Source organism: Glaciimonas sp. PAMC28666 (assembly GCF_016917355.1).
GTDB lineage: Bacteria > Pseudomonadota > Gammaproteobacteria > Burkholderiales > Burkholderiaceae_D > Glaciimonas.
In genome coordinates, this window is record NZ_CP070304.1 from 305,910 (window position 1) to 321,650 (window position 15,741).

The 15,741-nt window shown below is 52.1% G+C and carries 11 protein-coding genes and 2 tRNA genes; 2 read left to right on the plus strand and 11 right to left on the minus strand.

Going from position 1 to position 15,741, the window contains the following annotated elements:
* Positions 1 to 583 precede the first annotated feature (583 nt).
* The 4 genes from JQN73_RS01320 to rnr form a co-directional block, all read right to left on the minus strand.
* Positions 584 to 1,279, minus strand: a complete 696-nt coding sequence (locus JQN73_RS01320; protein WP_205321306.1) for a YceH family protein — start codon at positions 1,277 to 1,279, stop codon at positions 584 to 586.
* A gap of 97 nt (positions 1,280 to 1,376) precedes the next feature.
* Positions 1,377 to 2,126: a serine O-acetyltransferase gene (cysE, locus tag JQN73_RS01325; protein ID WP_205321307.1), complete on the minus strand. Its 750-nt coding sequence runs from the start codon at positions 2,124 to 2,126 to the stop codon at positions 1,377 to 1,379.
* A 382-nt stretch (positions 2,127 to 2,508) separates the two neighbouring features.
* A complete protein-coding gene (gene rlmB / locus JQN73_RS01330) occupies positions 2,509 to 3,252 on the minus strand; it encodes a 23S rRNA (guanosine(2251)-2'-O)-methyltransferase RlmB (RefSeq protein WP_205321308.1) in 744 nt (247 codons plus the stop codon).
* 3 nt (positions 3,253 to 3,255) lie between these two features.
* Positions 3,256 to 5,742: a ribonuclease R gene (rnr, locus tag JQN73_RS01335; protein WP_205321309.1), complete on the minus strand. Its 2,487-nt coding sequence runs from the start codon at positions 5,740 to 5,742 to the stop codon at positions 3,256 to 3,258.
* Between the two features lie 248 nt (positions 5,743 to 5,990).
* On the opposite strand from rnr, the gene JQN73_RS01340 reads away from it, so the two are divergent.
* Positions 5,991 to 6,075 (plus strand) — tRNA-Leu (locus JQN73_RS01340).
* Between the two features lie 243 nt (positions 6,076 to 6,318).
* On the opposite strand, the gene JQN73_RS01345 is transcribed toward JQN73_RS01340, so the two are convergent.
* Together JQN73_RS01345 and JQN73_RS01350 are read right to left on the minus strand one after the other, a co-directional pair.
* Complete coding sequence (locus JQN73_RS01345; RefSeq protein ID WP_205321310.1) at positions 6,319 to 7,317, minus strand: CapA family protein; 999 nt, start codon at positions 7,315 to 7,317, stop codon at positions 6,319 to 6,321.
* On the minus strand, positions 7,314 to 7,733 hold the full coding sequence (locus tag JQN73_RS01350; RefSeq protein ID WP_205321311.1) for a hypothetical protein: 420 nt from the start codon (positions 7,731 to 7,733) through the stop codon (positions 7,314 to 7,316). Before JQN73_RS01350 ends, JQN73_RS01345 begins: the two co-directional genes overlap by 4 nt.
* A gap of 219 nt (positions 7,734 to 7,952) precedes the next feature.
* On the opposite strand from JQN73_RS01350, the gene JQN73_RS01355 reads away from it, so the two are divergent.
* Positions 7,953 to 8,037, plus strand: a tRNA-Leu gene (locus JQN73_RS01355).
* A gap of 280 nt (positions 8,038 to 8,317) precedes the next feature.
* On the opposite strand, the gene JQN73_RS01360 is transcribed toward JQN73_RS01355, so the two are convergent.
* The 5 genes from JQN73_RS01360 to iolC form a co-directional block, all read right to left on the minus strand.
* The gene (locus JQN73_RS01360) at positions 8,318 to 9,835 is read right to left on the minus strand and encodes a CoA-acylating methylmalonate-semialdehyde dehydrogenase (RefSeq protein ID WP_205321312.1); all 1,518 of its coding nucleotides are present in this window, start codon (positions 9,833 to 9,835) and stop codon (positions 8,318 to 8,320) included.
* A gap of 186 nt (positions 9,836 to 10,021) precedes the next feature.
* Positions 10,022 to 10,816 carry a 5-deoxy-glucuronate isomerase gene (gene iolB / locus JQN73_RS01365; protein ID WP_205321313.1) on the minus strand — a complete coding sequence of 265 codons (795 nt, stop codon included), beginning with the start codon at positions 10,814 to 10,816 and terminating at the stop codon, positions 10,022 to 10,024.
* The gene (gene iolE, locus JQN73_RS01370; RefSeq protein ID WP_205321314.1) at positions 10,813 to 11,769 is read right to left on the minus strand and encodes a myo-inosose-2 dehydratase; all 957 of its coding nucleotides are present in this window, start codon (positions 11,767 to 11,769) and stop codon (positions 10,813 to 10,815) included. Before iolE ends, iolB begins: the two co-directional genes overlap by 4 nt.
* Positions 11,770 to 11,781: 12 nt before the next feature.
* Entirely contained in the window at positions 11,782 to 13,698 is a 1,917-nt protein-coding gene (gene iolD, locus JQN73_RS01375) for a 3D-(3,5/4)-trihydroxycyclohexane-1,2-dione acylhydrolase (decyclizing) (protein WP_205321315.1), read from the minus strand.
* Positions 13,695 to 15,737 carry a 5-dehydro-2-deoxygluconokinase gene (gene iolC / locus JQN73_RS01380; protein ID WP_205321316.1) on the minus strand — a complete coding sequence of 681 codons (2,043 nt, stop codon included), beginning with the start codon at positions 15,735 to 15,737 and terminating at the stop codon, positions 13,695 to 13,697. Before iolC ends, iolD begins: the two co-directional genes overlap by 4 nt.
* Positions 15,738 to 15,741 lie beyond the last annotated feature (4 nt).

Sequence of the window (15,741 nt, forward strand, 5' to 3'; positions counted from 1 at the left end):
GTCTCTCAAAAATTTCACACCATACGAGCCGAATAGCAAGATCTCCGTTTAACCACGTCGTTCTTACCAGCGGTGCTCACTTTGTATCAAAAAATCAATCGCAAATATCTTATGTTTAATATTTAAAAGCGATTTGATACGCCAGTAATTAAAAACAAGAATGCCAAAATCTGAATTCTGGCGTTACGCTCTGGTGAATCCCATATCGCAACTCATCCACGGATTGATGCTGTTAATGTGTTTTGCTATAAAAACAAAACCCATACATCATCATCCCTAAAATGAGAAAGTAGGACCATCGGGTATTAGCGGTTTTTTAGTAGGGGAATACCTGACCAGTGACGTCAGATAAAGGGATAGGAAGGGAGTAACTGGAATGCGTCTGTCACGAATAGCGGCTGAATTACGCTACATGCTTAATAGATTATGTTCGTAACTTGCGCAGGCGCGGAACGATGGATAAAAAATAGGGAATAACGAATAGCGATTGTTTCGGCGCGGAAACCATGCTGCGACACGATGTTATCCAGTCATACGACCATCGCAATATTTTATCGCTATCACACATATACACTATCACTTTTTATTCGAACTGTCGTTTGAATTCAGCAAACTGGACACTCAGTGACTCGACTTGGTCACGCAGGGCAACGACCTCCTCTTCAAGCGCTGCGATGCGATCCTGACGGTCGTTTCTGTGAACGTTATTTGACAATGCTTCGACATTAGCTTGCTGCTCCAGGACTTCCTCGCCAGCTAATAGTTGCGCGTAGCGAGACTCTTTAGTACCGGGCCCTTTCGCAAGGCGGCCCACCAGCGGCGGGTATTTGTCGATAAGAAATTGCAATGCGGTCTCGACGTCGTTGACCGAGGCGAATTCATGCTGCCGACCACAGCGCATTCGTATCTCGCCAGCTGTCTGAGTTCCCCGTAACATCAAGGTTGCCAATACCGCCAACTTGTCCGGCTCAAGCGTCCACTTCAGACGCAAGCGGTGTTCGTATTTAGCCACGCGGGCGCCCGCCTGATTGACTTCAACAACCAACTTGCGCTGCATCAATCGTTGCAACACTTCCAGCACTGTTGATTCGGAAATCGAGATGACTGGGTCGCGACTCGATAGTTGGTTGCAGCCATTGACCAACGTATTGAGGGAAAGAGGATAGTTATCCGGCGTGAGCGCTTCTTTTTCAGCCAGGACGGCAAGGACGCGAATTTCAAAAGGGTCGAGGATAGCTTCGTCGCCACTGGATGGGGTGCTTGCTTCTGTAGTTATCATCTAATCTTTCGTAAAGTACGTTTGTCCGAATCAACGCAATAACGCAACAAGCCACCAATCTAATCCAGACAATTATTCTCGGTTCACAGCCGTTCGATTACTCTACCAACCGATTGAGCTGATCCGGATCGAATTTATCCAAGAGTGGCAGCCCATCGCAGGCGATACCAGCAGATTTTAGCAAGGCCACAATGCAGGCAATCTGATGCTCCTGGGCTGCCGCATTATCGATCAATCCATGCAATGCCTTTGATAATGGGTCATCACCGTTCGGCGTTACACCGTATGCCGCAAACATGCGCGCAGCGGCCTCCTCCTTGGCGTTATTGATTTCCTTCTGAACAATGCGGGCAGGATTACCAACCGCCGTTGCGCCAGCTGGTACCGCCTTCACCACCACCGCATTCGACCCAACCTTGGCTCCCTCTCCAACTGTAAAGCTACCCAGTATTTTGGCACCGGCACCGACGATTACTCCGCGCGCCAAAGTAGGATGACGTTTGATGCCTTTACCGAGCGATGTTCCACCTAATGTCACGCCTTGGTAAATAGTGCAATCATCGCCAACATCAGCGGTCTCACCGATAACCACACCAAAGCCGTGATCGATAAAAACACGTCGGCCGATGGTGGCTGCCGGATGAATTTCGATCCCGGTAAGGATACGGGCGATAAGAGAGATGAAGCGTCCCACCAATTTAAATTCATTTTGCCAACAGAACGCGGCCCAACGATGCATAACGATCGCATGAAATCCAGGATAGCACCACACCACCTCTAGGGCAGTGCGGGCGGCGGGGTCTCGAGCCATGATATTGGCGATGTCTTCACGAAGGCGACTGAACATAGAAACTAGATTAATAAACCGGGTGAAAGAGAAATATTGCTGAGCAATAACGAGGCATTATCTTATGCTAAAACGGTGCATCCGTCTTTTGAAGTGCCAGAATAGCGTCTAATTGCAAGGCGTTCCCGTGAACGCGCGCATTATATTAACTAACATTTTACAGTCATCGAAATTCACTCACGCGGGGGGGGGGGCGACGCTGCGCTGATTAGGAGGGGTGGAGATGGCAATGGCAATTGCGTGCCCGCCGAAGCCAGAGTCTGTGGAAATTGCGCGGCTATTGCTTCAAAATAAAGCAATAACCTCGCAGTTGGTGGGCCTGGCGAATCTACCTCACCTCAACCCCACCTGTCGACTTTAACCAAGCCGACAAGTGGCGAAGCTAAACGCCTTTGGCAAGACGTTGACGACGCGCTTCGTACAGACAGACGCCCGAGGCAACCGAAACGTTCAGACTTTCAACAGAACCAAACATCGGGACATGGACCAGAACGTCACAAGTCTCCCGCGTCAGGCGGCGCATACCTTCGCCCTCGGAACCCATGATCAATGCTGCCGGGCCGGAGAAATCGGCTTCATATAAACTTTTTTCACCGTCTTCAGTGGTACCGATCAACAAAATATTGCGTTCTTTGAGCTCGCGCAAGGTCCGTGCAAGATTGGTGACGGTAATGTAAGGGATCGTTTCGGCAGCACCGCTGGCGACCTTGGCAGCAGTGGCATTCAAGCCGACAGCACGGTCTTTCGGCGCAATCACAGCGTGCGCGCCCACGCCATCGGCCACCCGTAAGCAGGCACCCAGATTATGCGGATCGGTAATACCGTCCAAAATCAGTAACAGTGGCGGGCCGTCGATGGCATCCAGCAGTTCATCCAGATTGCGTGCCAGCGATAATTCACCGGCTTTGGCAACGACGCCTTGATGGCGGCGCGTGCCAACCATGTTGGACAAACGCTGATCATCCACCGGAAGTACGCGCACGTTGGCGGCTTTGGCTGTGCCGATCAGGTCTTTCATACGACCGTCTACGCGACTGGCATCGACATAAATTTCTTCGACCGAAGAGGCTTCGTGACGTAGGCGTGAGGTGACGGCGTGAAAGCCAAAAATCATTTTACTTTTCATGTTCTATCTTTTTTTCTTGCTTGGTTTGGCGAAAATTTTTGGTTCGCGCGTTTTTTCCACACCCATGGTAACTTTGGCTTTTTTGCTCTTGGTCACCTTGGTTTTGGCTGCACTTACATTAACTTTGCCGGTTTTGTTTGCTTTAGTAGCGGGTATTCGATTTGCCGGTGTTGTATCGACTTTGGACTTTGCCTTCCGGCTACGCGATTTTTCATGCTCGTTATCAGCACGTCGCGCTTCGTTTTTCAGAACAGTTTTGATGCCCGGCTCAGTGACCAGACGCAAGTCAATCTTGCGCGCGTCCAGATCCACGCGACTGACCTGAACCGTCACACGGTCGGTCAACTGATAACGCATTCCGGTGCGTTCCCCGCGCAGTTCATGGCGCGCTTCGTCGTATTGAAAGTAATCTGCACCCAACTCGGTGACGTGGACCAGGCCTTCGATATACAACGCGTCCAGCTGAACAAAAATGCCGAACGTTGCGACGCTAGAGATGGTTCCTGTGAACTCTTCGCCGAGTTTATCGCGGATGAAATAACATTTCAGCCACGCCTCGACATCGCGTGAAGCTTCGTCCGCGCGCCTTTCGTTCGCGGAGCAATGCACACCCAGCGCTTCCCAGATTGCGAGACTACCTTCGTTTTTCTTTTTACCGGCAGCTTTGTCTTCTGCTTGCTTGCGGCGCCCAGCCGGTGACAGCATGGTGTTCAGCGAGCCGGTATCAAGCCCTTTCGGCTCATAGCGTTTGCCAAGCAAAACCGCCTTAATGGCGCGATGTGTCAACAGATCGGGATACCGGCGAATCGGACTGGTGAAATGCGCGTAGTGATCGTACGAGAGGCCAAAATGACCAATATTTTCTGGGCTATACACTGCTTGTTGCATTGAACGCAACAGCATAGTTTGCAGCAGCAACGCGTCTGGGCGTGCCTTGATCGTCGGCATCAGAGCAGCGTAATCTGAAGCTGACGGCGTATCACCACCGGCCAGGGTCAGGCCAACCTGCTTCAAAAATGTCCGCAAGACTGCTAGCTTTTCTTTAGTCGGGCTGGCATGAATACGATACAGGCCGGGGTGCTTATGACGCTCGAGCAAATCGGCAGCGCAAACGTTAGCGGCCAACATGCATTCTTCGATCAGTCGATGCGCATCGTTACGGGTACGAGGCAGGATTTTTTCAATTTTACCAGCCGCATTGCAGACGATGTAAGTCTCAGTGGTCTCGAAATCGATAGCGCCACGGGCCTGACGCGCTTGTAGCAAAGCATGAAACACTTCGTACAAATGCAGCAGATGCGGGACCAGTCCGGGACGCTTGGCCGCTTCAGGACCTTTGGTGTTGCCCAGTATTGCGGCCACCTCGGTGTAGGTCAGACGCGCTGCAGAGTGAATCACCGCGGGATAAAACTGGTATGCCTTGATTTCGCCTTTGGCGGTGATTACGGCATCGCATACTAACGTCAGACGATCAACATCTGGATTGAGCGAACATAGCCCGTTTGACAGTTTTTCCGGCAACATTGGAATGACCCGCCGTGGGAAATACACGGAGGTGCTGCGCTCCAACGCATCAACATCCAGCGCGTCGTTCGGCTTAACGTAATGACTGACATCGGCAATCGCGACAATTAAACGATATCCAACGGTGCGACCGATCTTCACCGGCTCACAATACACCGCATCATCAAAATCGCGTGCGTCTTCGCCATCGATTGTGACCATCGGGACGTCACGCAAATCGACACGTTCTGCCAGATCGCCATCAACGACTACGCTAGGCAGCTTTGACGCGGCCTTTTGCGCGGCAGCAGAAAACTCATGCGGGACACCGAACTTACGCACGGCAATTTCGATTTCCATTCCAGGATCATCGATATCGCCTAACACTTCGGAAATTTTGCCTACTGGCTGTGTAAACCGCGATGGTTGCACCGTCAGTTCAACACTGACAACCTGCCCGGCTTTCGCTTTGCCGGGCGAACCGGCCAGAATAATATCCTGGCTGATGCGCTTGTCTTCGGGTGCAATCACCCACGCGCCGTTTTCATTCAGCAAACGACCGATCACATGGGTGTTGGCACGCGTAATGACTTCTACAATCGTGCCTTCGGGACGACCGCGACGGTCAGTTCCGATGATGCGCGCTTGTACGCGATCGCCATTCAGCACTTTCTGCATCTCTTTTTCAGGCAGAAAGACATCACCGCCACCGTCATCAGGAATCAGAAAACCATATCCGTCGCGATGACTACTGACACGACCGACAATAAAGTCGGGTGAATTGGTGAGCTTGTAGATTCCCGCGCGGTCCGGCTTGATTTGACCATCTCGGTCCATCGCATTGAGCCGTCGCGTCAACCCCTCCATTTCGTCGGGTTTAACGCCGAGCGCCGCAGCAAGTGCGTCGATATTTTGCGGTTCGGAAGAAGTCCGCAGAAGGCCGAGAATTTCCTCTCGGCTAGGGATGGTGTAGGAGAATTGGCTCAAGAGGCGTGGGGGTAGTTGTTATAGATAAGATCGGGAAATTGGTTAAGGCGGTGCATAAAGACTTGTAATCACGGCTAGTGTAACGGAGGAAAGGGGCATTCACCTAGTCAGCAACTTTTTATCGCCATAAATCACGCTACAAGGCTTCGAACATTGACTTATTCTCAATTTCATCTATAATCTTGGTCTTCGCAGGGTTCAGTCTAGGCTAAATCTTCGAAATCAGCTTGAGTAGTTCAGACTTTCAAGCCCACGTGGCGGAATTGGTAGACGCGCATGGTTCAGGTCCATGTGCCTTCGGGTGTGGGGGTTCGAGTCCCTCCGTGGGCACCAGATAACTGGTGCAATAGTTGTCAAAACATTGGTAGTAATATTAGAAAAACCGCATAAGCATCAATGTTTATGCGGTTTTTTTATTTCCCGGTCCGAATCAGCATGGCGCGAATACGCATGGTCAGTCATTCCAGCGCAACGCCCAATTGCCGCTGAACGCTGGCCGCTGCCGCGATCCCACACGGCGGCGAGATGAAACGTGAATAGATGCATTGACGGAACCTTATCGAGTCGGTTGTCAGATTAATTCGCCACAGCGGCGCAACGCGTCGCGGCCTGCTGCCCTCTTTTCCAACATAGCTCGTCCGCGCCTCGTACCGGATGAGGAATACCTTCGCGATCAATATGCGCAGTCACAGTCCGCCACGCGCGTGCCCCCTGACGATCCAGCTCAAGACGTAACAACCAGCCTGTAATGTTGGCCTTCTCCGAAAATCCATTAAATACAAAGTTGCCCAAGCTGTAAATGATCGGCTTACCCCGATATTGCTCAACGTTCTGCGTTACATGCGGATGACCACCAACCACAGCATCGGCACCAGCATCAATCATCGTCCGTGCCAGCTGCCGCTGGCGATCGCTGGCGAGCGGCTCGTCTTCCCAACCCCAATGCATAACAGGAATAACAAGATCAGCCCCAAAAACTGTGCGTGCCCGGACGATATCGCGCTTTACCTGCTCATCCTCGCTCCAGGCAATTCCCGGCTGGTCAACGTCTGCCTCAAAACTCCTTGGTAGAAATTCGTCATAACCCAAAAGTGCAATCCGCAAACCGTTTCGCTCGATAATCAAAGGTCGGTGCGCTTGTTGAAGATTGCGACCACCACCGAAGTAGCCGATACGATGGCTATCCAACAGGTTAAGCATTTCAGTAAAGGCAATAGGACCGTAGTCGCCGGAATGGTTATTTGCCAAACCCAACGCGTCGAAATGACGCTTAAGAACATCTAAAGTACGCGGATTGGCACGAAATGTGAAAGGCTTGTCAGGTTGAGGCGCACCCTTTGTAGCCACCACACATTCAAGATTCCCGACGCGAATATCGGCCGCGTTCAGGATAGCTGCAAATGGTGCGAATGGATCGCGGCCGCTACTGACAACCTTCCCAGGAGTTTCAGCAAGCATAATATCGCCAACGAAAGCAATCGATACTGAAGGCTCGGCAATTTGCGCCGACGCGCCGCTGATGCCAACGAAAACGCTTAAAAAAACTCCTGCTGCCAGCCAATAAGCTGGCTTCATGGCGCAACTTCCAGTACGGCACATCCGTATTGCAGATTCCGCTGGAAAGGCAAAGCGTACACGTCATTCAATCCTGTAAGCGCAGCGGGCGAGGTAGTTGCCAGCGCCACCGGCGCGATATATTTGGCTTCGTGCAATAGCATCGGTTTGGGCTCGGCATGGTCATAAATATACAGTTTGATATAGGCAATCTGGCGCGCATCTCCGATCACAACAGCCTTGAAACGAAAGCGGCCATTAATGTCGATTGCCTTAACTTGATAGGGATCGCTTTCCGGTTTGAAATCCAATGTTTGCGTGCTCCCATTTTGCATTATTTGACAACGCAAAAGAGGTGCAGCGATGACCTGTTGAGGAACTAACGCGGAGATCAGCAAATACACGAATATGCCAGAACGGCTCAAAAATATAGACAATTGGTTAACCATTAATTTATGTAGGGGACAATAAAATACTGAAATTAATACAGTTTATTAATCATTATCAAAAATGAACTTATATTTCCATATTTTCATAACCGCATAATTACTTTAAAGAAAGTTTATTCTCTCACTCTTTCGTTGACCAAACCATATAAATGAAAGTATTATTCGTCTCTTCGCAATTGCTGCGAGCCTTAATCGGTGAGTGCAAAAGCCCACGTGGCGGAATTGGTAGACGCGCATGGTTCAGGTCCATGTGCCTTCGGGTGTGGGGGTTCGAGTCCCTCCGTGGGCACCAGATGATTGGTGCGAAAAGTAGAAAAACCGCATAAGCATCAATGTTTATGCGGTTTTTTTGCGCCTAAATTTACCTCTGATTTCGCATCCAGCTATCCATTGTTGATTTCAGCGCCGTCGGGTCAAATTCCGTAGAAAAATTTGTCACAATCGCAGTCTAATCAACCTGTTGACGGCCACAGCGGATTAGCTTTGAGACAAAATCTGCCTCGCAAGAGTCAATCACCAAAATCGGCAGACTATCCGATGCGGGGCAGTAATTTCAGCTATCAATCATTTTTTTATTTCATCGTCGGCATGGCAAATTCTGCACCGGCGGCAATCGTTGCCGGCCAGCGTTGCGTGACTGCTTTTTGTTTGGTATAAAAACGGACTGATTCCGGTCCGTGTGCATGATGATCACCAAACAGACTCCGCTTCCAGCCGCCGAAACTGTGGAACGCCATCGGTACCGGAATTGGCACATTGACGCCGACCATGCCGACCTGCACCCTTGACGTGTATTCCCGCGCGGTATTGCCATCCCGTGTGAATATGGCGGTGCCGTTACCGAATTCGTGTGCGTTGACCAGGTCCAGCGCTGCTGCGAAGTCAGCAACCCGAACGATACACAACACTGGTCCGAAAATTTCTTCCTGATAAATTTTCATATCCGCGGTGACATGATCAAACAGTGTGCCGCCGAGAAAAAAGCCTTTTTCGTGGCCCGGCACCGTGATGCTGCGTCCGTCAACGGCCAGAGTCGCACCAGCTGCGATACCGTCGTTGATGTAACCGAGTATTTTGTCCTTGTGAATTTGCGTCACGACCGGACCCATTTCTGCTTCCAGGTCCATACCTTGATTGATGCGCAGTTCCCGTACCCGCGGTGCCAGCGCCGCAACCAACTTATCGGCGACATCACCAACGGCCACAGCCACCGAAATTGCCATACAACGTTCGCCCGCGGAACCATACCCAGCGCCAATTAAAGCGTCCACGGTTTGATTCAAATCGGCATCCGGCATCACGACCATATGATTTTTAGCACCACCGAGCGCCTGCACCCGTTTGCCCTTCGCGCAGCCAGTGGCATAAATGTATTCTGCAATGGGAGTCGATCCAACGAAGCTGACAGCCTTGACATCAGGATGATCAAGGATGGCATCGACCGCCACTTTGTCGCCCTGCACCACGTTGAAGACGCCGTCCGGCAAACCCGCTTCTGTCAATAACTCAGCCAGCAGTAAACTTGCTGAAGGATCGCGCTCGGACGGTTTTAGCACAAACGTGTTGCCGCAAGCAATCGCCATCGGAAACATCCACATCGGCACCATCACAGGAAAGTTAAACGGTGTAATACCGGCACAGACGCCCAGCGGTTGACGCATGGTCCAGGCATCAATGCCGTTGCTAATCTGCTCGGTATATTCACCCTTCAGCAATTGCGGTATGCCGGTCGAAAATTCTGCGACTTCGATACCACGCGTGACTTCCCCTTTTGCATCGGTGAAAACTTTACCGTGTTCGTTGGTAATCAGGGCTGCAAGACGATCATGATTTAAATCAAGCAGCTCTTTAAATTTGAACATGATGCGGGCGCGACGCAATGGCGGCAACGCAGACCATGCCGGAAACGCGGCTTTGGCGGCTGCCACGGCAGCATCGACTTCGGCCGTAGACGCAAGGCTGACCTTTGAAGTGACTGCACCAGTGGCAGGATTAAATACATCGCTGGACCGTTCGCCTTTTGAGGCAACGTGTTGACCATTGATAAAGTGACCGATGGTGGCGGGTGTGGACGCGTTCTGAGATGACATGATGATGGCCTCGAAAGTGATGAAACGACATGCGCAATATTGTCCGGAAGCGATTCAGCGGCAGTTTGCCATATAAAATCAAGGAGGACATGCGGCATAAAAAATTTGGTTCGACGCATAATATAACGGATCACTATGCTCCTCCGTCATGCTTGCACCATCCTTACAACTAGGTACGATTAACGATTATCGCCGCATCAACCAATCATGCGCAGGATCATTTTTAAAATGCCAGGAGCGCCTGGAGCCAGCCATTACATTGAGGTAATAACAATCATAGCCGTGCGGCGCAACGACTGGATGATACCCCTTTGGCACCATGACCACATCGTGATTTTCGACGGCCATTGATTCATCCAGCGAGCGGTCATCCGTGTAGACGCGCTGGAAAGCAAACCCTTGTGAGGGGTTTATACGATGGTAATAAGTTTCTTCCAGCGCGCTCTCATCAGGGATGTTATCAGTATCGTGCTTATGCGGCGGATAGCTCGATGAATGGCCGCCGGGCGTTATCACCTCGACGATCAATAAATGATCGGCTGGCGCACTTTGCGGAAGGATATCGCACACATAGCGGGTATTGCTCCCCTGCCCTCTGATTGAACGGACCGCGCTGGCCGGTTCGATCAGGCGTGCGCTAAAATCGCCGTTTCCAGGTGCGCTGCAAACGGCGATTTCTACGTCACCATGCGCAGTAATGCACACCGCCTGCCTATGCGGTACATATACCGAATAGGGTGAAACTCGTTCAAACACGCTATCGCGCTTGCCAATCTCAGACCAAACCGTTTTTCCCACTTCAACACTGACGATCCCACGCAAAATAACAATACACATTTCGCGCCCGCCGGTATAGAAACTAAATTCCTCGTCTTTTACCAACCGATAGGCTGCGAAACCCACGTAGCTCCAACCCGCAGATTCCGGTGTGACGGCCACAATCTCGCGACCTTCCTGCCGGCCTTTCACTAACAAACTCATGCCGTCTCCTTCAGGTCCGTATTCCTACCGCTACTACCGCTACTACCGCTACTACCGCGCTCGATTCCTTGCACCAATGCCGCCAGATGTCGGTAGCCCATTTCTGCGTATTGATAACTTGGCGCTACGGCCGGGTCCTGCTCGGCTTCGACCACCAGCCAACCTTGGTAGTCATGTTGGTAAAGCGTCATTAGCAATGTTTCAAAATCAATTGCACCATCACCCGGAACGGTAAATGCGCCGTTAATCACTGCCTGCAGGAAACTCCAATTACCGTTGCGCGCCAACTTCACGACGCCTGGACGTATATCTTTGCAATGCACGTGGGACACACGGTTAATATGCTTTCTTAAAACCAGTACCGGATCGCCACCAGCGAACGCGATATGACCGCTATCAAATAATAATCCTACTGAGTCGCCGGTGAGTGCCATCAACCGATCTATATCCGTAGCCGTCTCCACGTATGCGCCCATGTGATGATGGTAAGACAACCGCACGCCATGGGACAGAGTGAAGTTAGCAAAGTCAGTGAGCTTGTCTGCATATTCCTGCCATTGCTGAGCGCTATTAAACTGTGGCCGCTTGTATAGTGGTTCCGGCTGACCCTGTATCGCATTAGCAACCTCGCCATACACCATTACTTTGGCGCCGTTTTCAGCCAACAAACGCAAGTGCGGCCCAACCGCAGCAATCTCGTCCTTTACCGAGCCAGTCGCCAATCGCCCTGAATACCAGCCGGAGACGCACTCCAATGCATACTTGCCGAGAACAGCCGCCAGCGCCGCTGGCTCCTTGGGAAATTTATTCCCCAGCTCAAACCCGCGATAGCCGATTTGAGCCCCCTCTGACAGCGCAACCTCCAAGGGCGTCTCGCCCCCCAGTGACGGCAGATCGTCATTCATCCACGAGATTGGATTGATCCCAATTTTGACGTTGAATTGTTTACTCACAATGTTTTCCGATCAGAGTTTCTGGTTCAGTTGTGCCAACTCGTATTGCTCACGGGCTATTTGTACAGAGGTTCGTGCCGAGACCTCTGGCACCGCAACCTCCCACCAACAGCCGCCGTCCTCTGTGGTGCGCTTTGGATCGGTATCGATGCAGACCAGGTAAGTGCGGTCGGCAGTACGCGCACGTTCCATTGCCGCTTCCAGTTCTGGAATGGTGCTGACATTTTCAGACAAAGCGCCTAACGATCTGGCGTGCATCGCAAAGTCGATGCGCGGCGCACCCAGCGCGCCTTGCAAGCAATCTTCCAGCATGTTGTTAAACGGCGCGCCGCCGCACGCTTGCTGCAGACGATTGATGCAACCGTAACCGCGATTGTCGAGGACCACAATGATCAACTTTTTGTCCAGCATCACCGATGTCGCAATTTCGGAATTCATCATCAAGTAACTACCGTCACCGATCATGACAATAACCTCGCGGTCAGGCTTAGCCAATTTGACACCCAACGCCCCTGCAATCTCGTACCCCATGCAGGAATAACCATATTCGACGTGATAGCCGCCGGGGATTGCGGTGCGCCAGAGCTTGTGAAGTTCAGCCGGCAATGTGCCGGCGGCACACACCACGATATCGGTTACCGGTGAGGTCTTGCCAGAGCGTTGCACTGCACCGATCACTTCTCCATCGTAAGGTAGTGCAGGCAGCGGTAATTCACGCCGATTGGTGATGCCGTTTACTGTGGCACGCCAAAACTGCGCTTGCTCGTTCGCCTCTACCGTCCACGCATCGCTGGCACGCCAGTCCTTAAGTCCCTCAGACAAAGCCGTTAATCCCAAACCGGCATCACACAAGAGGCCGGTTGCGTGCCATTTCATGGCATCGCCTGAATTAACATTAATGCTCACTAGCTTTGCTTGTGCAAATAATGAATGCGATCCGGTCGTAAAATCCTGTAAGCGGCTGCCAATTGCAATGACGACGTCGGCATGATCCGCCAAAGCGTTTGCTGCAGGTGAGCCGGTTACGCCCAACGCACCGAGTTGTAGCGGATGATCCCAAGCCAGTGCCCCCTTACCGGCCTGCGTTTCAGCCACCGGCACGCCATGGGTCTCGGTAAATTTGCGCAGCGCCTCCGTCGCGTTGCCGTACAAAACGCCACCGCCGGCGACGATGAGCGGTTGCCTGGCATTTTTCAACAACGCCATAGCCTCCTGCAATGCCTCCTCGGACGGCGGTTGTGCGTGAAACTTTACCGGTTTTGGTCTAAAAAAAGCTAACGGATAGTCGTACGCCATGGTCTGCACATCTTGCGGCAACGCCAATGTGACCGGCCCGCATTGTGCTGCATCGGTCAGCACTTGAATCGCGCGCGGCAAAGCAGTCAATAATTGCTCAGGATAATAAATGCGATCAAAATAGCGCGATAGCGGCTTAAACGCATCGTTCACGGATACGCTGCCATCTTGAAAATTTTCAAGTTGTTGTAGCACCGGATCGGGTCGACGCGATACAAAAATATCTCCAGGCAGTAATAGCACCGGCAAACGGTTCACATGCGCCAATGCTGCCGCCGTAAGCAAATTGGTCGCACCGGGACCGATCGAACTGGTCACCGCCATCATGCGGCGCCGCATATTGGCTTTGGCGTAGGCAATGGCGGCATGCGCCATCGCCTGCTCGTTATGTGCCCGATAGGTTGGTAACGCATCCCGATGCTGATACAGCGCCTCTCCTAATCCGGCCACGTTGCCGTGGCCGAAAATGGCAAAAACACCACCAAAGAGTGGTTCTTCGCGGGTCTCGCCGATGGCGCTGATCGCGCTCGCATTCTGAAGCTCACTTCCCTCGACCGTCACGCGCAACGCTGCAAGATAGCGCACCAGCGCCTGCGCCATCGTCAGGCGAATTGTGCCGCTTCCGTTGCTCATGCTGGATGCTCCACATTTTTTGCTGATTTATTCGTACGACTATTCGTACGACTAATCGCACCAGTATTCGCACGAGTAATCGCACCACCGCGTCCACGCTCACGGCTTTCTTGCCAAACACCAATGAGCTGTTCAAAGGTCGTCCTCAGTGCGGCAATTAAGGTCGCGTCATCAATCTCGCCTTGTAACCAACGGCGCGCCGGCGCATGAAAAATTGTGCGCCCAACCATAAAACCGCGGCAGGTTTTGCTGTCCTTTGATGCGAGAAAACCCGCCGCCAGTTGGTCTACTGACGCACTTAATCCCAATAAGACTACGCCGCGGCAATAGGGATCACGCTCGGCGATCAAATTATCGATCCCGGTCCATTGGGCGGCGGACATTGACTCCAGCTTCCACCACTCCGGATAGATACCAAGGTTGTATAGTCGCTTGAGCGCTCGCAAGACCGTATTATCCGCAGCTGGCAGCGTTTTAGGCGGAATGATCTCCAACAACAATTCGTGACCGCTAACCTGCACGGCGTCATACAGCGCCCGTATTTGCGCCTCTTGTTCCAGGCGATTTTCGACCGCGTCGTCCGGGTGCAATTGCACCAGGCACTTGACGACATGCTCCTTCGGCCAGCTAATCAAATGAGAACCAATCGAACGGCCATAATCAAATTGAAGCGGATTCGACAACGGCAGCTCAACCGTGCGACCGACCCACCAGCCGCGGCCGGTGGCCGCATTCAAGGCGTCCTGACCATAACGATCGTCGATCAGTACCCCAATCTTGCCTTGTAGTTGCAACCCTTGTTCAGTCTCTGCTACAGCCTTGACCATTAAACATTTCAGCGCAGTGACACGAGACTCCGAAACACCGCTTTCACGCGCCAGTTCAAAAAACTGGTTACGGTGATCGAACGCAAAGACATTCACTTCGTCCCAGGATGGACGCGGTGCCGAGACCCGATGCAAGCGTGTCAGATGCGCGTCCAGATCTGGTCGCTGCAGACGTTCACTGTTCGCCAGAAAATACTCCAGCTCAAGCGGCGTCGGCATTGCCGGTGCACAAGCATGGCGCGAAACAACCAAAGCCCCGCATGCATTCGCGAGACGACAGCAGGTTTCATCGTTGGCCTCGGTTAGCCATCCTTTCAGAAAGCCGGATATAAAAGCGTCTCCCGCACCCAACACGTTCAACACTTCAACCTGCACCCCCTGGTAATTGAACGCAGCGTCGAGACTGATCGGCACTTCCCCGTAGATGACTGCACAGCCCAGAGGTCCGCGTTTGACGACCAAGATGGCTTTGCTGACAGCGCGCACTGCCTGAAGAGAGGTGACAATATCCGCACCGCCCCCGGCGATCATAAATTCTTCTTCAGTACCAACTACCAAATCGAACTTCGGTAAGATACCTTGCAAATGGGCGGTCACACTATGGTCTGCGATGAAGCGGGTTTCGCCATCGCCTCTGGCGGTCAAACCCCATAACACCGGACGGTAATCAATATCCAGCACGGTGCGCACGTTGTGGCGATGCGCGTACTCCAGTGCCCTGCAACTGGCGCGATGCACTTTTTCGGTAGAGAAGTGGGTTCCGGTAATCAATAATGCTTTGCTCGAAGCAATGAAATTTTCATCGATGTCATCTTCTGAAATAGCCATATCGGCACAATTCTCCCGATAAAAGATGAGCGGAAAAGTGTCTTTGTCTTTCAGTCCCAACATGACCAGTGCCGTCAGCCGGTCAGGATCGATTTTAATCTGGCTGACATCACACCCTTCTGCGGTGAGTGCATTGATTAAAAACTGTCCATTGTGCTCATTGCCAACGCGTGCGATCATGGCCGATTTCAAGCCTAACCGGGCGCAACCAAAAGCAATATTGGCCGATGATCCGCCCAGGTATTTAGCAAAGCTGGTGACGTCCTCAAGGCGTGCGCCAATTTGTTGCGCATACAGGTCTACGCCGAGGCGGCCCAGACAAACGATATCGCGTGATCGATCTGCCACGAACAGGCTAGCCGATGGTTTTAATGATGTAGTCATGAAC